The following is a 21,227-nucleotide window of genomic DNA, read 5'->3' as shown; positions in this document are numbered from 1 at the left end:
ATAATGTTAGATATTGTATTTATCGATTTTATACTGGGTGAGAATTTCCGGCTTCGAGAGCCAGGCGACGGTTTCGGCAATGCCGCGGCGGAGGCCTTCGCGGCCGGCGAAAGAGGGTTCCCAGCCGAGCATCTCTCGCGCTTTCCTGTTGTCGGCCCAAAGGCGTTCGACCTCGCTGTTTTCGGGGCGCAGGCGCTGTTCGTCGGTTTCGATATCGATGGACGCGCCCATGACGTCGGCGATGAGGCGGGCCGTATCACCGATGGAAATCTCGTAGTTGCTTCCGATGTTTATCACCTGGCCGACTGCTTTTGCCGACTCCGCAACGGCGAGGAAGCCTCGGACGGTATCGGAAATATAATTGAAATCGCGGGTCGGGGAAACGGCACCGAGCTTGATCTTTCGTTTTCCTGCGGCGATCTGCGTGATGATGGTCGGGATGACGGCGCGGGCGGACTGGCGGGGGCCGTAGGTGTTGAACGGGCGGATGATGCTGACCGGCGTTCCGAACGCGTGATGGAACGACATCGCGATCTGGTCGGCGCCGATTTTCGAGGCGGAATAGGGCGACTGGGGCTGAAGCGGATGATCTTCGGTGATCGGGACAAACCGGGCCGTGCCGTAAACCTCGCTCGTCGACGTGTGAACAACACGCGAAACGCCCAGTTCGCGGGCGGCCTGCACGATGTTGAGGGTGCCCTTCACATTCGTATCGATATATGTGTCGGGCGAGTGATACGAATACGGAATGGTGATCAGGGCGGCGAGGTGAAACACGATATCGCAGTCACGCATCGCCTGCCGCACGCCGTGAGGATCGCGGATGTCGCCGGCGAACACGTCGAGTTCGCGCCTGATATCATCGGGAGAGCGATCGAGCCAGCCCCAGCTGTTGAACGAGTTGTAGAGCACGAACGCGCGCACGCGGTGGCCCTGCCTGACCAGTTCTTCGGCCAGATGCGAGCCGATGAAACCGTCGGCACCGGTGACGAGAACGCGTTTGCCAGCGATGGGCATCGGATGCTCCTCAAGAATTGCATGAGTTTGCTACAGACGAAACCGTATTGAGAGTGACAAAGAAGATTAGCACGAACGTGCAACTGCGGAAAGGCCGGTTTCGCCCTGAACCTGGCCCAGGGGAGACCACTCGCGCTTCGACAGGCTCAGCACGAATGGCATGAGAAAGCTGGCCACTGCTCGCTGATGGTTTGCGAAGAGGGGCCGGTTGAAGTATGTTGGGGTTGAACATTACGCAGTGGGAGGGAATCTCTCTATGAAGCGAGCCGCGATTGCAGCAGTTATGAGCGTTTTCATGGCCGGTGCCGCCTGGGCGGGGCCGGCGGTGTATTTCACCGGTGAGATTGGTGCGAACCCCGATCTGTACCGGATCGATCTCGAATCGATGAAGGTTGCGCGCCTGACGACGGCGTCCAGTGCCGAAATGCAACCGGCCGTCACGGCTGACGGGAAGACGGTTGCGTTCGTTTCGGATGCCGGCGGAGCGTCTTCGCTGTACCTGATGGAGGCCGAGTCGCCTGAGGCGCCCTGGAAGAATTTCGCGATCGGCATGGGGGCATACGCCCATCCAGCGTTTTCGCCCGACGGGGCGCAGGTCGCCGTCAGCTATGCTCCGGATCCCGAGGCGCCGCTGATGAATACGTGCCTCGCCATCGTCGATGTGAACGCCCGGACGCAGAAAATCGTTCTCGAGGGGAAAGATGTTCGTCCCGGTTACGAGGGAAGCAACGGGCCGATTCTCATGCTTGACCGGCCCCAGTGGCTTGACACGACGAACCTGGTGTTCGCGGCCCTTGAATACGCCGACGCCGAAAGCGGCAGACTCACGAGCGCGACGTTGTATCGAATGAATCTTGCCGACAAGACCGTCACACGACTGGCGGGCGGCGAGTCGTATTTCGACGAGAAGGGCATTCCGCGAGGATTCAAAGCCTCCGTTCCCTGGTGCGCGGCCGATGGAAAACTCATCACGTTTTCGGCGATCCAGGGGCATCTCGACCGCACGCCGATGAGTATGGCTGCCGATGCGAAGAACAAGCGCGTTCTTCCCATCAAGGACCAGGATTACTGGGGGCCGGCGATCCAGGTTGGCGGCGAGTATCTGTATGGCTTCCGTGATGACGAAGGTCGGCTGAGGCTCGCCCTGACGACGAACGGCGGGAAGGGGCCGCGGCGCGTGCTGCCCTTTGAAGGTGCGGCCCTCGATCCGGTCGTGATTCCGTAGTTTCATCACATAGATACTCCGAGGAAAAATGCTCGGTTTTCAGGAACTCATCCGCAGATGAAGGGCAGATGGAAACCAGATGGAGAGCAGATAGGAACCAGCGCCTGGAACTATCTCTTTTCGAGATAACCTGGAAACTCCAGGAATAGAGGATTTTCGGAATTTCATCTGCGACATCTGACTCATCTGCGTCTTCTGCGGATTGATTCTCGTTGTTGTGCTGGTAGGGCGGTTCGCGAACCGCCCCTACAGGTATGGAGCGATAGTTTTTGTAACTGTGAAGCAATGATTTCCGGGGCGAGGGAAGAAGATGGATTTTGCGGTGTTGCGGCGGCATGTGGGGGAGACGGCGGCGCTCTGGAAGGGAAGGCCGCCGATCGTTGCGCGTGCTGTCGATTTGGCGCCGTCGGGGTTCGGGTTGGTTTTGAAGACGCCGGCGGGATGGGAGTGTCTGCAGATTCACCTGACTCCTGAGCAACAGGGATTCCGGCTGTCACCTGGCTGGGAGGAGTCGCCGATCGAGTCGCCTCTGACGCGGATGATGAACCAACACCTCAAGGATGGGCGTATCGAAGGTCTGGAGCTTTACGAGACGGCGCCAGGTTGCGCGAACGATCGAATCGTGCGATGGCGGCTGGTGACTCGGGACGCGTTCTTTCACACGTCGAAGCGATTTGCGCTGATCGGCGAGTTCACCGGGCGCATTGCGAACCTGCTTCTCTGTGATGCTGACGGAATCGTCATCGAACAGGCTCGCCAAACCGGCAACAACCGCCCTCATGAGGGATATCGGCCGCCGGCGGCGCCATCCGCGAACATGCTGAACCCGGCAACGGCATCGAATGAACTCCTGGGCGAAATTCTCGCTGCGCCTCCGAAGACATGGCCTGACCGACTGACGGCGTTTTCACCCCTTTCCGCAAAGGAACTCGCTTTCAGACGCGCTGCGACTCCCGAGCGGGATGCTGTTGCCCTGCTTCTCGATCTCGCTGTCGAGGCCACTGCGCAGGAAATCCCCGTCAGAATCTATACGCCTCCTGGCCGCGCCCCGGTTCTCAGCGTATTCGAAGCGAGGCATCTCGTTGCGGCTGGCGCCGGGGTGCGTGAAGCGGCAACCGTCAACGCGGCCCTGGCCATGCTTGAAACAGAGCTTCTTCGGCCAAAACGGCTCGAAGCACTTCGGGAACAGGCCAAGGCGGGCTTCGAACGCGATCTGAAAGCGAAGGAGCGACTCCTCGAGGCCCAAAAATCGCTTCAAAGCGACTATGCTGACGCCGAGGCCTGGCGCCGCTGCGGTGACCTGCTGCTCACGCATGTCCGTGACATCCCTCCCCGTGCGACGGAGAGCCGGCTGACCGATTGGGAAGCCGGCGCCGAGGTCGTCATCCCGCTCGATCCGCTTCGCACGCCGGCGCAGAACGCCCAAAAGTATTTTCATAAATATAAAAAGGCGCTGCGGGGCCGCGAGGAGACGGCCCGGCGTATCGCCGACCTGCAGGGCGAGATTGCCTGGCTTCGCGAGCAGATCTGGCTGTGCGAGAACGCCGATTCGGCCGCGGATCTGGTGGCTCTCCCATCGGCAAAGCCGGGCAGGCGCAGAGGGAGCCATACAGGCCGAAACGACGCCGAGCGGGCGCGGGCTGCCGCGAAGGCCGTCAAGCCGCTTGTCGAGATAGACGGATGCCGGTTTTACGTCGGTCGTAACGGGAGGCAGAACGATCTCGTCACCTTCCAGATCGGAAAACGGGGCGATGTCTGGTTCCATGCCAACGACGTTCCGGGGGCGCATGTCGTTGCCCGACGGCCGGGCGGGACGCCGACGGATGAAGACCTGAGGCGGGGCGCCGTGCTTGCGGCCTGGTTCAGTTTCGCGCGGCAAAGCTCGAAGGTGCCGGTCGATTATACGGATATCGCGCACATCAAGCGCATTCCCGGCGGCGGGGCCGGGCGCGTCAATTACACGCATCAGAAGACCATGTATGTCGATCCCGCAGATGCCAAGGAAATATTGGTTTCAATATAATATAAAATATCGAAATAGGCAACCGGTTGACACGATTGGGGCGGGTTTCAAACCCGCCCCTACGGAAGAATGGGTTCCGTTCGGTGGACTAGCGAATTTTTACGAGGATGCCGGTGAGGTCGTCGTTGAAAGGTGTGTTGCCGCCGAAGTCGGAGACGTGTTTGAAAATGGTTTCGAGCAGGGCTTTGGGCGGGGCTTCGGGGGCGGCGGCGATGAGGGTTTCGAGGCCTTCGATGCCGAACATCCGGCCTTCGTCGTTTCGCCGTTCGGTGAAGCCGTCGGAATAGAAAAAGGCGATGTCGCCTGACCTGATCGGGTGTTCGAGCTGGTGGTAACGCTTGAGTTCGGGAAAGCCGAGCGGTTGGAAATCGCCTTTCAGGTGCGTGAAACGGCGGCTTTTCGCGGAGTAGACGAGGCTCGTCGTGTGTCCGGCGTCGACCCAGATGAGTTTGTGGGCCTTCAGATCGAATCTCGCATACACCAGGGTGGCGAAGCTGTCGAGCGTGGCGAGATTCTCGCCGACGTCCTCATGGACGCGCCGGACGATCATTTCGGGAGAGGGAATTTCCTGCGAGCCCGCTTCGCAGTTCGCGATGGCGAGGCGGCCGAACGCCCGTGCGAACGCGTGCTTCGTTCCCGCTCCGATGAGCGCCGCGTGAAGGCCCTTTCCCATCACATCGCCGACGATGACGTCGAAACAGCCGGTGCGGTGCTCGATGATGTCGATGAAATCGCCGTCGATTCCCTGAGAAGGCTGGGTAAAACAGGCAAAATCGACGCCGCTGACGACCGCCGGCACGTTCCCGAACAGGAGCGTCTGTTGTATTTCGCTTGCAATATGAAGTTCCTGGCTCCTGGCGGCTTTTTCGGCCTGGACGAGTTCATGCAGTTTCAGCCCTTCCGTGAGAGCCGCCTGAAGCTGGTCTGCCGAGCACGGCTTGGTCAGAAAACGGAAAATGCTGGCCTCGTTCACGGCCTGGACTGCGACCCCGAGGTCCAGTTCGCCCGTGAGCATGATGCGGGTCGTTTCCGGTGCGATCTCTTTCACGTTCCTGAGGAAAGCCGCGCCGTCCATGCCGGGCATCCGGAAGTTGGACACGACGACCGCGAAGGTCGGGCCGGCCTCGACGGCGCGCAATCCTGCGGTTCCGTCTCCGGCCGAGGATACGTCCCACGTTCCCACGAGATCGCGGCTGTACGACGCCAGAAGAGCCGGATCGTCGTCGACCAGGAGAATGCGGGGCTTTGACTTCGCTGGAAAGAGGCTCATCCGCGAATTTTCCCGATGTGCCGGTTGCAGAGTGCGAGCCAGTCGGAAACGTGTGACGTCATGCCGATGTCCGCAAGATACTCCTCGTCGAGCGCCGGCTGGGCGGCGTTTTGGAGAAGCGCGTTCGCCACATGCACCGCCGTGACCAGTGAAAATTCGCTCTGACGCAGTTGCGACGGGCGGTGATGGCAGGCGACGGCTTCCACGACCGCATCGGGAAAGCCCCACAGGCCGAGAAGATACGCGCCGATTTCGGCGTGGGAGGTCGCGTATTCCGCATACTCCGCCTTCGTGAACTCCTCGCCCTCGCGGAACCGGCGGAGAATCGGGCGTATGTAACTGTCCGCATCCATGATCAGCAGTTTTCCGAAGTCGTGCATCATGCCCGCGAGCATGGCTTCCTCCATCATGTGCTGCGTTCCCCGCTCGGCCCGGACGATTTCCCGCGAGAGGACGGATGTCAGCGAGCTGTGAGCCCAGATGTCATCCAGCGAGAGGCCGGGAATGGGCGATTCCGGAGCGGCATAAAATAGCTTAGCATATAATACGAGAGACTTTATCATGTTGATCCCGAGCAGACCTGCCGCCTCCTTCGGGCTCGTAATCCGGCGCGGAAGCCCGAACAGGGCCGAGTTCACCAGGTGCAGCAGCCGGGCCGTCATCGAGAGATCTTTCGAGATGATGTCGCCGATCCGGTCGAGGGAGGCCGTGTCGGACTCGAGTTCTCGGGCAAGCTCGTTGTAGAGGGGCGGCAGGCTCGGCAGGTTCGGAATGCCGCCGATGATTCTGACCAGGCGCGGCTGACGGAGGAGATGCCGCAGGTTGAGCGCCCGTTGCACCGCCGTCTCCAGTTCCTCGATCCTGCAGGGCTTGGTGAGAAACTGCTGGGCCGACTGCGTCGACCGGAGAAACGCCTCGGACTCTCTGTCGGCTTCGGTCGAGAGGACCATCCGAACGATTTCGGGATGGGCCCTTCGGGCGATCTCGAGCAGCGTTTCGCCGTATACCGGCGGCAGGAACAGATCCGCGATGATGACGTCGGGGGGGAAGTTCACGATCGATTCGAGCGCTTCGCGAGGCGTTTTCACGTAATAGGTGAGCCAGTCCAGGCGCCGGGCGAGGACCAGGCGTCTCAAGCCGTCCAGGATGTTCTGGTCGCCGTCGACAAAAAGAACCGATGGTTTGGCCTGTCTCATCGATGACTCCTGGCTATGACGGTCTGTCATTTTTCATCGTTCGTATTCTCCGGTTCGGGCCGTATTATACCAAAGCTCCCTACGCCGCACGCGTATGAAAACCTGCGCGGAACGTATCCGAAAACGCCCGGCCTTTTGAGGGAGAGATTCTGCGTCTGATGCCGATCTGATCAGAGGCCGTCTGTTGCGGATTCGACGTCGGGATGGTAGGATATCCCCACTCTCACCTATTCTCTCCGGAGGCATGCGTGGCAAAAAGCCGTCGACGCGCGACCGAGCAGGAAAATCCCGTTCCAGACAGGGAAACCGGCGCGGTTGTCTCGTTGCCGCCAGCCGCCGGCGAGCAACTCACGGTTCTCGACCAGATGCTGCACGAAATGGCCGTCGACGAGGAGATCATTCTCGCCAACCTCGCGTTCGATCCGGCCATCATCGGAAAACAGCTGCGCGACAAGCGGTTCACCGTTTCTGACTTCCAGGGCGTCGAGTCGAATCGGGCGCTGCTGGGCGTGTTCCTCGACACGATCGAGGCGGAAGAGGCGCTGAACGCTGCGAACGTCACGCGGCGCCTGGAGAACGAGCGCAAAGCGGGCAAGCCGCTCATCGAATGGATCGGTCGCGAACGCGTGCAACGGCTGTTCACGGCCCCCTTCGGCGCTCCGGGCGTCGCGATGACCGAAGACATCGAGCCGGTCGTCGACCGCATCCGCGACCGCAACGTGCGCACCCAGGCCCGGCGTCTGTTGGTTCTGTACGCCGAGAAGGTCGCCCGCTCATCCGACGATGCCTACGAAGTGCTCGGCGGCTGCATTCAGGAGCTGCGCACGCTGTTCCTGCAGGGCAGCGCCGGGTATATCCGCAACATGGACGCCCACATCGACGAGATGCGCGAACTGGTGCAGGAGCATCGGCAGCGCCGCAAAGGGTATATCGGCTACGAAACCGACTTCCCGATTCTGCAGGAACGCCTGAACGGCATCCAGAAACAGTTTTACCTCGTCACGGGCGGCGTCGGCATGGGCAAATCGACCTTCGTCACCCAGCTCGCCTGGGACCTGGCCGCGAGCAACCCCGAGCTGACCGTGCTGTATTTCAGCCTCGACCTCAATCGGCTCGACGTCACGGCCAAGCTCGTGGCGCACGCCTCCGACGTGCCGATCGATTACGTGAAGAACCCGTATCTGGCCAATGTTGCGTTCGAACAGCGGCGCCAGGACGGCCTCGCAAAGGTCGCGGAGATGCGGGAGCGGCTTCTCATCATCGACGAGGGAAACGGCCGCATCTTCCTCGACGACGTGCGCAAGCTGGTCAAGCGCACGAAGCTCGAGCGCGGCGGCGACGTGGCCGTGATCATCGACCCGATCTTCAAGATTCACATCAAGAACGACCGGCTGAACTTCAACGAGCGGTGCAACCTGCTTTCGGCCGAGCTGAAAACGATCTCCGCCGTCGAGGGCGTGACGCTCATCGCCACGGCAGGCCTGCCGAAGGCCATCAGCAATCGCCGCCCCGTGCGCGAAGACCTCGAGGAAATCATGGGCCTGCTGTACGACCCGTATGTCGTGATGTTCCTGTACTGCGACTACCTCAACGATTTCGAGACGCCATTCCTCGAATGGGAGTGGGGCAAAGACAATTTCATGATCCCGATCAGCGAGCTGCTGATCGCGAAAAACAAGATGGGGGCGATCAATTCCCGCATCTTCTTCCGCTATTACGAATCCTATTCGCGGTTCCGCGAATGCGCGCCGCAGGAGGTCGAAAACTACAACGCCATGATCGAAAACCTCGAGAAATACAAGGAAGTGAAGCGCAAGAACCGAGGACCGGCGCCGTCGTCGCCGCAGGCGGGCGGGGGCGGCAGGCAGAGTGGCGGCCGGGAGGATGAATTCTGACCATGGAAACCGCTGCCGAACTGTTTCAAAAAGGCGTTGAATACCAGGAACGCGGCATGATCGACCATGCCATCTCGGAGTACAGCCGCGCCCTCGATCTCGAGCCGGGCAACGTCGACGTGCTGATCAACCTCGGGGCCGCCTACCTGCAGAAGGGGATGCCCGACAAATCGACCCAGCTTCTGACGAAGGTACTCGCCGACCATCCCGACAACGCGCTGGCCCTGTTCAACCTCGGGAAAGCGTATCTCTACAAGGAAGAGGCCGCGAAAGCGCTGACGGTTTTCGAGCGCGCGATGGCCGTTCTGCCGGAAGATCTCGCCGTCCGCCGCTCGCTCATCCAGTCCCTCCTGCTGCTCGGCCGGAAGGAAGAGGCCGCGTCGCTGATGCTGGGCATGCTCGAGCACCTGGTCGGCGATGCGAACACCCTGCTCGATCTCGGCCGGATGCTGTACGAGCAAAAACGGTATCCCGAGGCTCTCGACGTGTATCGGAAAGCCGTCAGCGCCGCCGTCGACTCGTCGGCCGCGCTCGAAGGCCTGGTGCGGTGCCAGATCGTTCTCGACATGAAGGACAAGGCGATCACCTCGCTCAAGCGGGCCCTGATGCTCGATCCGCGGAACCCCTCGCTGCACCTTCTGATGGTCGATCTGCTGATCGGCCAGAACGAGGTCGAGAACGCCGTCGACCACCTCAAGCGAGCGCTGGAAAACGATCCGCAGCAGCCCGACCTGCGCGCCAAGCTCGAAGAGCTGATGCGCAAGCTTCCCGCGCTTCGCAAACGGCTCGAGGCCGAGGCGATCGAGGCGAAGAGCAGCCTGTTCGAAACCGACGTGTACGACATTCTTGACGGGCTCTACGACGGGAAGGTCAGTGTCGAGGACGCCCTCGAGGCGTTCGCGAAGCTGCGCCGGAAGGACCCCGCCGACATGTTTGTGGCGGGCGAGATGGCGAACCTGCTGTTCCAGGCCCGCCGATTCAACGCCGCCGCTGATGTATATAATGAAATATATCACGTCATGCCCCGCGACGTGCGGGCGCGCATCAACCTCGCAAAGTCCGTTGCGATGGGCGGCCGCGTGGGCGACGCCCGCCGGTTCCTCCAGGATTCGCTGCGCGACCAGCCGATGTCGGTCGACCTGGCGCTCGCGCTCGTCGAGCTCGACCTGCTGGAACGCGACTTCAAGGCCGCCTGGCAGATGCTCGAAAAGCCGCTTTCCGAGAACCCCGACAACACGCACTGCCTGTTCCTGCGCGGGTATCTCGGCGTCCGTCTCAACGCCTACGACGAGGCCGACCGGGTGTTCAAGAAGCTGCTGACCCTGACGCCCCGCGACGAGGAGTCGGCGGTCTGGTTCTCGCGGCTCTGCATCCTGCGCGGCCGGCCGATGGACGCATCGCCGGTCTGGGAGGCCTTCCAGGACGGCATCGAGAGCCTGGTCGAGCTGGTCACCCTCGTCGAACTCGCCATGGCCGCCGGCAAGGCCGCCGAGGTAAAGACGCTCCTGCAGCGCATCGGCGAGATCCGGCCGAACTTCCTCGAAGAGCACATCCTCAACGGCAAAGTCTGCCTGTATTCCGGCGAGTTCAACGAAGCCGTGCACCATTTCGATGCTGCGCTGGCCGACGACCCGGAAAACGCCGAAGCGCTCGCCGCCGCCGCGATGGCGAACCTCGCCCGCAACAAAGTGCCGAAATTCTGGATGTGCTGGCAGCGGGCCATGGAAAGCGACGCCCTGTACGCGGTGCTTGCCGGCCTGACGGTATGCCGCGCCCTCAACTACACCCAGCGCGAACGGCTGAAGGCCGAAACAAAGCGGATGCTCGAGATATCCGTCGCCGATCAGCTCGACAAACAGCGCGTCTCGGCCCTGCTCGCCGCATTGTGACCCGGCCGGCCCCGGCCGTCCGAAGGAGATTTTCCCAACCATGCCCACTCACCGCATTTCCGATGAATCCGTTCCGTTGAAATACGATCTGCGCCGCCTCCGAAGCCGGGTGCGACGGCTGGGGCGCGTGCCCATGGCGAAGCTCGACGACGCCGTCTGCGACATCATCGACCTGAAAGGGTTCTCGGTTGCGGTGCTTCTGCAGCAGCTGCCGGCGCTGCCGGCCGATCGCCAGAAGCACGTCTCGATGAAGGTCGAGGACTTCCTGTTTTTTCATCCGGGGCGGGGCAGAAAGATTCTCCCGAGAATCCTGCGCGCCGTCGAACTCAGCGACGTCTCATGCCATCCGCACCTCGTTTCGGCGTTTGCCGACGTCGCCAACCGGTCCGGCGTTCGCAGGCGCGTCGACATGCCTGCCCCTCTCGCCGCGGCAGAGGCGATGCTCAGGGAGGAAGGCGACCTGGTGCGGCAGGGAAAGGCCGTCGAGATTCTCGCCATGGGAAAGGACCCCGCCTGCATCCCGCTCATCCTGAAGGGCGTCAGCCGGGCGTTGAAATATATTGATCAGTATGCAGGCTTCCATTTCACGGAGACGGCCCTGTTCGCTCTCCGGATTCTCGGGGGCGACAGCATGCTGCGGCTCCTGATGAACCCTGCCTCGCCGACCCTGCACACGCAGTTCCGCATCGAGTGGCAGAACAGGTCTCCCGAACTCGCCAAAGACGTGCTGAACGCCATTCTCGGTCTTGGCGACGACTTTGCCGGCCTGATCCTCAAGGTCGTCGATCTCGCCGAGTTCAACCTGCCGTTCCTGGCGATGATCCAGGAGGGGCTCTCCCACCCGGACAAATGGGTCCGGCAGATGGCCGTCGAGTCGATGTCGAAGATCGCCGACGCCGGCGCGCCGGAACACCTCGAGCGAATGCTTGCCGACCCGGCCCCGGAAGTGCGCCTCATGGCGGTCTCGTCGCTCGGCGGGTGTCCCGCCGACAAGACCGGCTCAATTCTCGCCGGCATCGCGTCCCGCGAGAGCGAGACCTACGAAATCCGCATCAATGCTCTCTATGCGCTGTTTTCCCAGAAAAACCGCGTGGAACTGGAAAAGCTCACGGCCAGTCCGACCCATTTCGTCGGTTTGCACGCCCTGGGCCTCGCGTCCCTGCTCCAGAACCGCGATGACGGGCTCAAGCGGCTTCTCGAATCTCTCGGAACGCAGTCCGCCGAGGACGTAAAAGATATCGCTCATTATATTCTTGAGATCGCGCGTCCCGAGGACGTCGGAAAACTGCTTGAAGCCAGAAAACGGCTTTCGGATGCGACCCGCACCGACGCGTTCTTCCAGATCATGCGCCTGTTCCTCGAAAAGCAACGCGGGCCCTCGCTCGACAAAGCGCTGGCAGCCCTCTCCGCGACCGAACGGAACGCGCTCGATGTCCTGGGGACAGGGGTTTTCGGGGGCAAGGGACCGGAAACGGACGGAGACTGAACACATGCAACAATACAGACGGATTGCTCTCGCCGCGGCGCTCGGAGCGGTTCTGCTCAGTTTCGGATGTGGAGGGGGCGTCGGCGACGATCCGTTCGGCCAGGCACTCAACGGCTCGACGGGCGTGGTTTCGGGCCGCGTTCTCGACAACGGGCTGATCGCCTCCGGCAGGGTCGCGGCGGCGGCCCCCACGGGCCAGCCGCTGTCCGGCGCGTCCGTCTGGATCGAGGAACTGCCCGACCGCAGCGCCGTCTCGTCATCGGACGGCAGGTTCACGATCGACAACCTGCCGGTCGGAACCACGTATCATCTGATCGTGAGACATAATGATATATCGAAAGGTATATTCAGATCCCGTTCCGAAGGCATCACCTTGAGCGATCAGCAGCGCGAACGCCAGCTCGATCTCGGAATCCGGCGGGCGGACCGCGCCGTCACGATGATCGTCCGGGATTCGGAAGGAAACCCGATGACCGGCGGCACGGTTACCTTCTGGGGCGAGACGCAGACCGCCGATTCCCAGGGCCGCGTGACGGTGCAGATGCCGGCGGACACATCGCTCGACATCCTCGCCGCCGCACCCGGCAAAGAGCCGGTCACCGTTCCGGTCACCTTCGAGGCCAATTCCCAGGGGGAAATCGCCATCGGCCTGCAAACGACGGGAAGCGTCAACAGGCCGCCCCTCGTCCGCCTCGCCGCCGCAACCTCCGTCCGGGTCGCGCGAAACGGCGAACTTTCGCTGACCGCGACGGCATCCGATCCCGACGGCGACACGCTCTCCTACCTCTGGGGAGGCACCGCGGGAACGTACGTGTCCTCCGGCACGGCGCAGACGACCGCCCGATGGCGGGCCCCGGACTTCGATACGACGGCTTCCGTCTCGGTCGAAGTCGCGGACGGCCGCGGGGGGCGTTCCCATGCCGTTCTCGGCGTGACCGTCGGCGCGGGCGGGACGAACCGGGCGCCCGCGGCCTCGATTCTCGCATCGGGCACGCGCGTCGAGTATGCGACGGGCGTCCGGCTCACGGCCCAGGTCAGCGATCCCGACGGCGACGCCGTGAACTGCGTCTGGCGGGCGGACCGCGGATCCCTCCAGGTTTCGACCGGCACGACCACCGTCTGGACGTCGCCTTCGACGTCCGGAGCCGCGACGATCACCCTGACGGCCGGCGATTCCCGCGGCGCATCGACGACGGCGACGCTCACGATCAGCGTTCTCGCGCCGAATTCGGCTCCGTCCCTTGCCATTTCAGCCACCGGAACGAGTTTTCTCCCCAACACGGGCGTGACCCTGACGGCGCAGGGAAGCGACGTCGATGGCGACCCGCTTTCCTATGCCTGGGCGGCGAGCGGCGGCACGCTGTCGGCGACGAACGGGCCGTCCGTTCTCTGGCGCGCTCCCTCGTCGGCAGGCGTTGCCACGATCACGTGCCTTGCGAACGACGGCCGCGGCGGCCTGGCGAGCGCCACACGCGTTTTCAGCATCTCGGCGAGCCCGAACAATGCCCCGGCGATCTCGGTTTCCTCCTCGCGGGTGGTGACGGCCGAAGGTGTGAACGTCTCGGTTCTTGCCACGGGATACGATGCCGATGGCGACGCGTTGTCCTATCGCTGGACGGCGACCGGTGGCACGTTTGCAGACGGCGCCTCCGCCCGGACGTCCTGGGTTCCCGGCGCCGGTTCGCAGACCTACACGCTTGCTTGCGAAGCCCGGGACGGCCGGGGAAGCGCCGCCACGGCGACGATCCAGGTCCGCGTGATGGAAACCGCGCGGCTCGACGTCGGCGAGGTGCGCCACGTCGGGCTTGCCGGCGGCGGCCGCGAGGTGGCGCTGACGACGCCGTCCGGCCAGGGAAAATTCGGCGTCCTGGTCTACTCGCTCGATCGAACCGGCGCGGACCATTCTTTCGACGTCAACGGGGGCGGAACGGTCCTTCCATCCGTTTCCGCGGCGCCGGCGTTCTCGGTCATCCAGTCCGGCGTTCCGACAGGCCAGGCCGCGATCGACGCCGTGATGCGCCGCAAGGCGGCCGAGAGCCCGTATCGCCTTTCCGCGACGACGGGAGTCAGGCCGGCCATCCGCGCCAGCGAGGCGAACGTCGGCGACGTCCACACGTTCAAGGTCTACTCGCCATCGGGATACCAGGCGCGATCGGCCCGACTGGCCGTCATCGGCGCGAAGTGCAAGATTTTCATCGACCAGAACGAGTTCAACGGCTATTCCCCCGCCGACGTCACCGATGCGATGATGACCGAGTTCGCCAGCAAGTTCGACGCCCGGATCTTTTCGTTCATCAATGACAACTACGGCTCTCCCTCGAACCTGAGCGGAGACGGCAAGGTCACGATTCTCTTCACGCCGCTCGTGAACGCGTTCGGTGCGGCCGGTTTCTTCGACCCGAAGGACCTGATGCCGGCCGATCCCAATTCGAACGGCCGCGACATGTTCAATATGTGGGTTTTCAAGTCCGGCGCCGGGTACTCCGTCGACTGGTGGAAAGAGGCGACGACCCAGACTCTGGTGCACGAGTTCCAGCACCTGGTCAACACCTGGGCCCATATCCAGAACAACGTCGGCGAGGAAGCCGACTGGCTGAACGAGGGGCTGAGCGTGGGTGCCGAAGTGCGGTATGCGAACGCCCCGGATCCCCGCTTCGAACCCTATGCGGAAATCCCCGAACGTCTGCCGTTGACGGTCTGGCCGAATGACGCCACGGTCGCAAACTACGGCTGCGCGGGCCTGTTCGCTCATCACCTGTATGAACGTCTCGGTGGTGCCGCGATCCGCGCCATGGTCCAGTCCACCTCGAACGGCACGGCGAACGTCGAGGCCCATTCCGGCGGAAAGCCGTTCGACCAGCTTTTCCGGGAGTGGGGCGCGGCGATGTACCGCAACAACAAGGGCCTGACCGGCATGGCGACGGATTACCAGATGGATGTCGCCCTCGACGGGCTGAAAAAGGCGCAGAAGAATTTCGGAAGCGGTTTCAGCGGAAGCGTCTGCGGCACGGCCTGGCGGTTCATCGAGTATCTCCCGCCGACCGGATACGCCGACCAGTTCACGACCGTCAGGATTTCCGATCCAGGAAACGGAAATATAGCTTTCTCTATCGTTCGTATCCAGAATTAGGGAGTCCTGAAGGATGAAAGCCGCCTGTTCACCCTGAACTCGTCGGCGGGTTCGCGGCACTCGTGCTTTGACGGACTCGGCGCGAACGGAAAACCGCCACGATCCAGGGAACGTCGTGGACTCTGCCTGCGCGAGGCATGCGGGTTCGTTGTGTGTGATCCGGTCTTCTGCTTCGAATTCGAGGGGGAACTGCGAAAGCCTTACTCTCTTGATGACGTGAAGGGATTGTTCGCACGGTTTTTTGCCGAAGCGTGCCTGAGAGCGGGTTTCGTCGAATCTTTCAGGGAGTCGAGGAAAAACCGGGATACGTCCTGATGCCCTCTGCAAGCGCTTCGACGAGCAAGCGCCGGGTGTCAGTCGCGGTCAGGAAGGCGACGTCGGCCGGATTGTCGAGATACCCGAGTTCGACGGTCACGACCGGAACGCGGCTGAAGATCGACCCTGTAAGAGCACCCTGGCGGGAACCGATGGCGGTCTGGCGATCGGTTCTCAGGGGGTTCACCCTGAAAACCTCTTCAAGACGCTTTTCAAGGACGTTCTGCAGATGCGTGGCCAGATGTGCGCTTGCAGAACAAACCTCCGCGGGTGGTCCTTCGTCCGTGCCGAGTTTTCCAGGGCCGGAAGGATAATACATGGTGAGCCCGTGGCCTCGTCCGCTGTCACAGTGGATACGCACCATGAGAGACGCGGATGCCTCGTTGGCGATCTCCGCCCGACGGCGATTAGTGACAACCTCCTCAACGGATCGTTTGGTGAGAAGGGGCTGGAATGTGGAGTTTCGGGACAAGGCCTCATGCAGGGCCATGGAAAACTCCCAGTTGAGATCAACCTCTCTGACCCCATGTTTTGTTTGAGCCCCGAGACCATTTTCAGACGGATGCCCGGGATCAACGACAATTCCTACGGGAAGGTCCTGGGAAAACAAAGGTAGCAAACAAAATAATGATAATATAAATAGAATAATGAGTAAATCAACATTATTGTTCACTTGCTTCTGATCCCTCTCTGATGCGAGAGTTTACTTGTGTCCATCGCGGGCGAGCGAGGAAAGCGGGCTTGAAGCTAGCAAAAAAATATCCATGTATTGATAATTAGCTGATTTTACTGATTACATTATCAATTATTCGTTTAGATGCAAGCCCGTCGCCATAAGGATTTGGGCTTTTAATCATATTTTGATAATATGAGACGTCTGTCAAAAGCCTTTTGGCTTCTCCAAAAATCTTTTCCGTATCCGTTCCCACGAGCTTCAGGCATCCGGTTTCGAGACCTTCCGGGCGTTCTGTTTGATCGCGCAGGACCAGGACCGGTTTTTTCAACGTCGGGGCTTCTTCCTGGACGCCGCCTGAATCCGAGAGGATGATCGTGGCGGCCGACATGGCGTGGATGAAATCGAGATATCCGAGCGGCGCGAGCAGGTGAATTCGGGGGTGGTTACCCAGCTGGCGGGCGACTTCCGCCCTGACGTTCGGGTTCGGATGCACCGGGAAGATGAATCGAACATCCGGGAACTCGTCAGCGATCTGGAGAAATGCCTGGAAGACCCGGCGATGCGGTTCCCCGAAGCTTTCCCGCCGGTGCGTCGTAGCGAGAACCATCCGGCCGGGACCGTTCAACAGGGGTTCCAGCTCAGGAGACGGCGTGTAGGGCATTTCGAGAGCCCACAGCAGGGCGTCGATGACGGTGTTGCCGGTGACGACGATCCGGTCTTCCTGGTAGCCTTCCGCCAGAAGATTGTTTTTCGCGCGGGCTGTGGGCGGAAAGTGGATATCCGTGAGCGCGCCGGCGAGCCGGCGGTTCATTTCCTCGGGATACGGGCTGAACTTGTCGTGGGTTCGCAGGCCCGCCTCGACGTGAGCGACGCGGGTCTTTGTATAATAGCCGGCGAGCGCTCCGAGAAAGGCGGTTGTCGTGTCGCCCTGGACGAGAATCGTGTCGAAGCGGCGTTCGCGCAGAACGGCATCGAGACCTTCGAGAATTTTTGCCGAAACCGAGAACAGGGTCTGGTTCGGCTGCATCACGGCAAGGTCGATGTCGGGGGTGATGCCGAAAAGCCCGAACATCTCAGCGGCCATTTCCCGATGCTGACCGGTGTGGAGGACGGTGGCCGTCACGCCAGGCCGCGAACGGGCTTCCCGAATGACCGGGGCGAGTTTCACGACTTCGGGGCGGGTACCGAGAACGAAAAGCAGGCTTTTCGATGCGCTCATGACCGCCTCAGCGGGCCGGTTCAGGGGATTCCGAGTCGGTCGTGCCCGGCCATGACGGAGTATCCGCCGGTTCGGTCGGGGTGGGCGCCGCCGGAGCCTCGGGCTTTGGCGGCTCGGCACGGAGCGGCGGGAGTTCCTTTCCGTCGAGCAGGTCTTTCAGTTCGGCGCCGGAGATCGTTTCCCTCTGGAGAAGGACGAGAGAAATCCGCTCCAGGTCGGCTTTCATCGCGGTGAGGATGTCGCGGGCCTTCTGATATGACGTGTCGATCAGGCGCCGGACTTCGCTGTCGATCTTCTTGGCGGTTTCCTCGGAGATGTCGCGGCGGCGGTTGAAGTCGCGTCCCAGGAAAATCGCGTGATCGTCGTCGGTCAGGTAGAGAGGGCCGATCTCGTCGCTCATGCCAAGCTCGCAGACCATCTTGCGGGCGATTTTCGTGGCGCGCTCGATGTCGTTTTTCGCGCCCGACGTCAGCTCGCCGAACATCAATTCTTCGGCGATGCGGCCGCCGAGCAGCACGCAGATCTGGTTGGTGAGCTGGGTGCGCGAGACGGTGAGTTTGTCCTCGAGCGGCAGCTGCATGGTCATGCCGAGCGCCATGCCGCGCGGGATGATCGTGACCTTGTGGACGGGATCGGTGTCGGGAAGCGCGACGGCGACGAGGGCGTGGCCCATCTCGTGGAACGCCGTGTTCTTCTTTTCTTTTTCGGAGATGATGCGGCTCTTGCGTTCCGATCCGGCGATGACGCGGTCGATCGACTCTTCGAAGTCGTTCATGTGGATGACGCGGCGGCCGTACCGGGCCGCGAGAATCGCCGCCTCGTTGGCGAGGTTCGCCAGGTCGGCCCCGACGAAGCCGGGGGTGCGGCGCGCCAGTACCGACAATTCGACGTCGTCGGCGATCGGCTTGTCGCGGGTGTGGATCTTGAGGATTTCTTCGCGGCCCTTCAGGTCGGGCTGGTCGACGACGATGCGGCGGTCGAACCGGCCGGGACGCAGCAGGGCGGGGTCGAGCACGTCGGGGCGGTTCGTGGCGGCCACGAGGATGATGCCCTTGGTGTTGTCGAAGCCGTCCATCTCGACCAGAAGCTGGTTCAGCGTCTGCTCGCGCTCGTCGTGGCCGCCGCCGAGGCCGGCGCCGCGCTGGCGGCCGACCGCGTCGATTTCATCCATGAAGACGATGCAGGGGGCGTTCTTGCGGGCCTGTTCGAACAGGTCGCGGACGCGGCTGGCGCCGACGCCGACGAACATCTCGACGAACTCGGAGCCGGAGATGTTGAAGAACGGCACGTTCGCCTCGCCCGCCACGGCGCGCGCGAGCAGGGTCTTGCCGGTGCCTGGCGGCCCGTAGAGCAGGACGCCGCGCGGGATCTTCGCGCCGAGCTCGGTGAACTTCTTCGGGTCTTTCAGGAAGTCGACGACTTCCTCGAGGTCCTGTTTGGCTTCTTCGGTCCCCGCCACGTCTTTGAACATGACGCGCTTTTCGGTCGTGTCGACCATGCGGGCCCGGCTTTTGCCGAAGCTGAGGGCCTTGGCGCCGCCGCCCTGCATTTTCTGCAGGATGTAGATCCAGGCGCCGATCAGCAGGATGAAGGGGAACCAGTTGATCAGCAGGTTCAGCCACCACGACATCTGTGCCGGCGGCTCGGCTTCGATCGTGACGCCGCTGTCGCGGATGATCTGCATGATCCCCGGGTCGTCGGGGACGATGGTCTGGAACTGCATCTGCACGGCACCCTTTTCGGGCGAAAGCAGGTTGGTGCTGACGGCCTGGCCGGTGATCTCGCGGTCGTTGATCTTGACGCTCATGACGCGCGGGTTGGCTTTCTGGCCGAGCATCTTGAGAAACTCGGAATACTTGATTTTTTCGACCTTTTTCGTGTTTGCGATGTTGGTGAAAGCTGTCAGAAAGATGATCAGCAGCAGCACATACAGCGCGATCGTCTTCATTTTCGGGGCTTGTTCTTTCATGGGTGAATCCTGTGCAAAGATGCGATCGGTCGCAACGGCGACCGTAATTGCTCCATGCTAACACAGAGAAGGGAAAGGGGCAAACGCCGGCGCGCGCGTTTCCCTAGAAAAGTTTGCTGGCGATGCGCTGCTGCTTCAGGAAAAGCCAGGCGAGCCAGCCGTGTCTGCGGCGGCAGAGCTCTTCGAGCCGGTCGAGGAACTGGACGGCGAACGGTTTGCCCGGGTCGTTCCTGCGGCTCAACTCGAGGAGCGGCAGATACGCCGACTGGCCGATCGCGTCGATATGCTCGGCGATGCATGCGAAACCGTCCCCGTTATGCCCCGCGAGATACTCCAGCCAGAGACCGAGAAGTCCGGGGTCGCGGATGACGAGAATAGCTTTCCAGGCGCTGGTTCGGACTTCGGGGCACGGGTCGTGGGCGAGGTCGTTGAGCAGGGCGATGCGGTCCTGAACGTCGATATGCTGGAGGACGAACGCCGCGGAAGCGCGCATCCAGCGGCTCGAATGGCCGGCCATGTCTCGGAGGGCTGCGGTGAGAGCCCTGCGGTCGTGGGTCGACCAGAGCGCCTTGAGGACGTTCGCCCGGACGCGGTTGTCCTCGTCGCCCATCAGGGGAAGCAGCATGCGTGTGGTCGTCGGCAGGCTGAGCCGCTCGACCAGTTCAACGGCGTTGGCCCGGACGCGGTTATCGGAGTCGCCGAGCGCCGTTGCAATCAGGTCAGCGATGGGATCGCCGGCCCGGGCCAGCCTGCCGAGGGCGGAGAGGATCGACGCTTTCAGCATCGGGTGGGCCTGAGGGGTGAAGCGGGAGATCAGGAGCGGGAGGTTCGTCTGGTCTCCGAATTTCCCGAGGATTTCCGCTGCGAGAGCGGCCAGGTCGGGGTTCGGATGGTCGAGCAAGGGGATCACTTTCGAGCCGGCCGCCGCGTCTTCGAGCTCGCCGAGCGCCTTGAGGGTGGCGTAGACGACGTCCTGGTCTGGGCTGGTGAGGTCGTTGAGAAGGCTGTCGATCGACTGCGGCGTCTGCGGCAAGTGCGGCATGATACGCCAGACGCGAATGTTTTCGCGCTCGAGGGTCCGGACCCACGATGCGCTGTTGTAAAGCGTGTAGGCGTGAAACTCGCGCTCGGCCTTCTGCTGGGCGGTGTCCCGGTCGTCGGCTTCGACCGTGTATTCGATTTTGAACCGCTTGGCAGGGTTCGCGGATTCGATATACGGCAGCACGACCTTGTACATAAACTTGGTGCCGGTCTGACTCATAAATTCCGCTATCGATGCTATCACGAGTGGAGACCCCCGACAAGCGTACACGATACGTTTGACACATTTGCATTTGACTGGTAATCTTTTATATGTGACCGTTCGCTTGGTTGCGTTTTCGACGAGATCGGGCGCCAGGGAGGTGAGCGCAAGTCAGCCTTCGTTCCGAATGGCTTCCGGCGGCGGTGACGGACGACAAATGTCTCGGCGGAGATCCGGGAGGATCGATGAGAGACGGCTCCGGGCCTGAAAAAAAGGAGCGGAGTATGGGAATTACCGGTTGATTCTGGCGGAACTCCAAACCCCCAGGTTGACGATCCTCGGACCAATTCTTTAAGGAAGAAAGCCAAATGGAAGACAAGACCATCACCTGCCGCAACTGCGGAAAGCCCTTCACCTTCACCGTTTCCGAGCAGCAGTTCTACAAAGAGAGAGGATTCGAGCACGAGCCCGTTCGCTGCAAGGGTTGCCGCGACCAGCGCAAGACCACCCGCAGCGGCCCTCCCGGTTCGGGCCAGAAGCAGATGCACACCGTTCAGTGCTCCGAGTGCGGCCAGGAAACCCAGGTGCCGTTCAAGCCGACGGGTGAAAAGCCGGTCTACTGCCGCGACTGCTTCAACAAGCGCCGCTCCGGCTACTAATCACTGAGACGATCC

Annotated in this window: 14 protein-coding genes; 7 read left to right on the top strand and 7 right to left on the bottom strand. The window is 62.0% G+C overall.

What is annotated here, in order from left to right:
• Window positions 1-6 precede the first annotated feature (6 nt).
• On the bottom strand, window positions 7-1,017 hold the full coding sequence (locus PLU72_05890; protein ID HOT27699.1) for an NAD-dependent 4,6-dehydratase LegB: 1,011 nt from the start codon (window positions 1,015-1,017) through the stop codon (window positions 7-9).
• A gap of 256 nt (window positions 1,018-1,273) precedes the next feature.
• On the opposite strand from PLU72_05890, the gene PLU72_05885 reads away from it, so the two are divergent.
• Both PLU72_05885 and PLU72_05880 read left to right on the top strand, forming a co-directional pair.
• Window positions 1,274-2,242 (top strand): hypothetical protein, encoded by a 969-nt coding sequence (locus PLU72_05885; protein ID HOT27698.1) that lies wholly within the window; start codon window positions 1,274-1,276, stop codon window positions 2,240-2,242.
• 310 nt (window positions 2,243-2,552) lie between these two features.
• On the top strand, window positions 2,553-4,265 hold the full coding sequence (locus PLU72_05880) for an NFACT family protein (protein HOT27697.1): 1,713 nt from the start codon (window positions 2,553-2,555) through the stop codon (window positions 4,263-4,265).
• Between the two features lie 88 nt (window positions 4,266-4,353).
• Here PLU72_05880 and PLU72_05875 read toward each other — a convergent pair whose 3' ends face one another.
• Both PLU72_05875 and PLU72_05870 read right to left on the bottom strand, forming a co-directional pair.
• Window positions 4,354-5,535, bottom strand: coding sequence for a fused response regulator/phosphatase (locus tag PLU72_05875; protein HOT27696.1), 1,182 nt, complete (start codon window positions 5,533-5,535; stop codon window positions 4,354-4,356).
• Window positions 5,532-6,731, bottom strand: coding sequence for a response regulator (locus PLU72_05870; protein ID HOT27695.1), 1,200 nt, complete (start codon window positions 6,729-6,731; stop codon window positions 5,532-5,534). Before PLU72_05870 ends, PLU72_05875 begins: the two co-directional genes overlap by 4 nt.
• Window positions 6,732-6,979: 248 nt before the next feature.
• Here PLU72_05870 and PLU72_05865 point away from each other — a divergent pair, with 248 nt between their 5' ends.
• From PLU72_05865 to PLU72_05850, 4 genes are read left to right on the top strand one after another with little or no spacing between them, the layout of a single operon-like run.
• Window positions 6,980-8,626, top strand: a complete 1,647-nt coding sequence (locus PLU72_05865) for a DnaB-like helicase C-terminal domain-containing protein (GenBank protein HOT27694.1) — start codon at window positions 6,980-6,982, stop codon at window positions 8,624-8,626.
• 2 nt (window positions 8,627-8,628) lie between these two features.
• Window positions 8,629-10,515: a tetratricopeptide repeat protein gene (locus PLU72_05860; GenBank protein HOT27693.1), complete on the top strand. Its 1,887-nt coding sequence runs from the start codon at window positions 8,629-8,631 to the stop codon at window positions 10,513-10,515.
• 40 nt (window positions 10,516-10,555) lie between these two features.
• Window positions 10,556-12,001 (top strand): HEAT repeat domain-containing protein, encoded by a 1,446-nt coding sequence (locus PLU72_05855; protein HOT27692.1) that lies wholly within the window; start codon window positions 10,556-10,558, stop codon window positions 11,999-12,001.
• A 4-nt stretch (window positions 12,002-12,005) separates the two neighbouring features.
• Window positions 12,006-15,131 (top strand): Ig-like domain-containing protein, encoded by a 3,126-nt coding sequence (locus tag PLU72_05850; protein ID HOT27691.1) that lies wholly within the window; start codon window positions 12,006-12,008, stop codon window positions 15,129-15,131.
• A 280-nt stretch (window positions 15,132-15,411) separates the two neighbouring features.
• Here PLU72_05850 and PLU72_05845 read toward each other — a convergent pair whose 3' ends face one another.
• From PLU72_05845 to PLU72_05830, 4 genes are all read right to left on the bottom strand, one after another.
• Window positions 15,412-16,119, bottom strand: a complete 708-nt coding sequence (locus tag PLU72_05845; GenBank protein ID HOT27690.1) for an N-acetylmuramoyl-L-alanine amidase — start codon at window positions 16,117-16,119, stop codon at window positions 15,412-15,414.
• A gap of 103 nt (window positions 16,120-16,222) precedes the next feature.
• Window positions 16,223-17,341: a UDP-N-acetylglucosamine 2-epimerase (non-hydrolyzing) gene (wecB, locus tag PLU72_05840; protein ID HOT27689.1), complete on the bottom strand. Its 1,119-nt coding sequence runs from the start codon at window positions 17,339-17,341 to the stop codon at window positions 16,223-16,225.
• A gap of 7 nt (window positions 17,342-17,348) precedes the next feature.
• Window positions 17,349-19,310: an ATP-dependent zinc metalloprotease FtsH gene (gene ftsH, locus PLU72_05835; GenBank protein ID HOT27688.1), complete on the bottom strand. Its 1,962-nt coding sequence runs from the start codon at window positions 19,308-19,310 to the stop codon at window positions 17,349-17,351.
• A 103-nt stretch (window positions 19,311-19,413) separates the two neighbouring features.
• The gene (locus tag PLU72_05830) at window positions 19,414-20,571 is read right to left on the bottom strand and encodes a HEAT repeat domain-containing protein (GenBank protein HOT27687.1); all 1,158 of its coding nucleotides are present in this window, start codon (window positions 20,569-20,571) and stop codon (window positions 19,414-19,416) included.
• 350 nt (window positions 20,572-20,921) lie between these two features.
• On the opposite strand from PLU72_05830, the gene PLU72_05825 reads away from it, so the two are divergent.
• Window positions 20,922-21,212, top strand: a complete 291-nt coding sequence (locus PLU72_05825) for a zinc-ribbon domain containing protein (protein HOT27686.1) — start codon at window positions 20,922-20,924, stop codon at window positions 21,210-21,212.
• The last annotated feature ends 15 nt before the right edge of the window (window positions 21,213-21,227 follow it).

Source organism: Candidatus Ozemobacteraceae bacterium (genome assembly GCA_035373905.1).
In the GTDB taxonomy this organism is placed as follows: Bacteria; Muiribacteriota; Ozemobacteria; order Ozemobacterales; family Ozemobacteraceae; genus MWAR01.
The sequence above is the reverse complement of the archived record's forward strand: the minus strand, read 5'-3'. Positions and strand labels throughout refer to the sequence as shown.

Excerpts from the sequence above, each read along its gene's own strand:
- PLU72_05890 (HOT27699.1), bottom strand. The coding sequence starts at position 1,017 with ATGCCCATCGCTGGCAAACGCGTTCTCGTCACCGGTGCCGACGGTTTC.
- PLU72_05885 (HOT27698.1), top strand. The coding sequence starts at position 1,274 with ATGAAGCGAGCCGCGATTGCAGCAGTTATGAGCGTTTTCATGGCCGGT.
- PLU72_05880 (HOT27697.1), top strand. The coding sequence starts at position 2,553 with ATGGATTTTGCGGTGTTGCGGCGGCATGTGGGGGAGACGGCGGCGCTC.
- PLU72_05875 (HOT27696.1), bottom strand. The coding sequence starts at position 5,535 with ATGAGCCTCTTTCCAGCGAAGTCAAAGCCCCGCATTCTCCTGGTCGAC.
- PLU72_05870 (HOT27695.1), bottom strand. The coding sequence starts at position 6,731 with ATGAGACAGGCCAAACCATCGGTTCTTTTTGTCGACGGCGACCAGAAC.
- PLU72_05860 (HOT27693.1), top strand. The coding sequence starts at position 8,629 with ATGGAAACCGCTGCCGAACTGTTTCAAAAAGGCGTTGAATACCAGGAA.
- PLU72_05855 (HOT27692.1), top strand. The coding sequence starts at position 10,556 with ATGCCCACTCACCGCATTTCCGATGAATCCGTTCCGTTGAAATACGAT.
- PLU72_05850 (HOT27691.1), top strand. The coding sequence starts at position 12,006 with ATGCAACAATACAGACGGATTGCTCTCGCCGCGGCGCTCGGAGCGGTT.
- wecB (HOT27689.1), bottom strand. The coding sequence starts at position 17,341 with ATGAGCGCATCGAAAAGCCTGCTTTTCGTTCTCGGTACCCGCCCCGAA.
- ftsH (HOT27688.1), bottom strand. The coding sequence starts at position 19,310 with ATGAAAGAACAAGCCCCGAAAATGAAGACGATCGCGCTGTATGTGCTG.
- PLU72_05830 (HOT27687.1), bottom strand. The coding sequence starts at position 20,571 with ATGAGTCAGACCGGCACCAAGTTTATGTACAAGGTCGTGCTGCCGTAT.
- PLU72_05825 (HOT27686.1), top strand. The coding sequence starts at position 20,922 with ATGGAAGACAAGACCATCACCTGCCGCAACTGCGGAAAGCCCTTCACC.